1 pseudogene is annotated in these 719 nt (G+C 38.5%); it reads left to right on the top strand.

The annotated features are described in order from the left end of the window. Positions 1–92: 92 nt before the first annotated feature. A pseudogene (locus ACRCJ0_RS17515) lies at positions 93–719 on the top strand (O-antigen ligase family protein); the annotation flags it as partial.

The raw sequence follows: 719 nt of genomic DNA, 5'->3' as shown, positions 1-719 counted from the left end.
TTTTGGTGAGTAAACCAGAAGCTCAACTAACCTGGCCAGTTCAATCATTACTGATCTCGATATTATTTATCAGTAACCTATTTCCATTTTATATGACCTTAGTCACTTTCGCTGTCATATTTATATTCTTATTCATGTTAGGCCTACTTGGTCCGCGCTACATTAAGCGAGAAGTTGCAACCTCAATATGGATATTTATTGCGTATTCAGCAGTAATTTCATTTATCTTTCAAAACTGGGCAGGATTAGGGATTTCGATTGCCTTTATACCAATCGCCATCTATTTTAACTATTATCAGCAAGTCATTCGACCCTATTACGTTGAAGAATTGTTGAACATTGCCTTAATTGGCTCATTTATCATCTTTATATTCGCAACCTTTGAATATTTAAATTGGGTACCAGAATGGGATTACAGTTTCATATCCCCAGAGATTAACCGCATCCACAACGGTCGGGCGGAAGCAACATTTGCCAACCCCAATTACTATGCCATGATGCTAGAATTCTTCTTCTTCATCGGCCTCTACAAAATGATGCGGACGACCAAATACCGGAAGAAATTCGTTTTCCTGTTTATATCCTTATGCAACCTATTCGCGATCACCTATACCGGGACCCGTACCTCACTACTCGTGGTGATTGGGACACTCTTTGTATTCTATTTCGTATTAGGTTATAAAAAAATAGCAGTTGGGACATTTCTAACTGCCACGATT

The sequence above is a fragment of the Aerococcus sp. L_32 genome (assembly GCF_050689315.1).
This window is presented reverse-complemented; position numbering and strand designations above follow the sequence as displayed.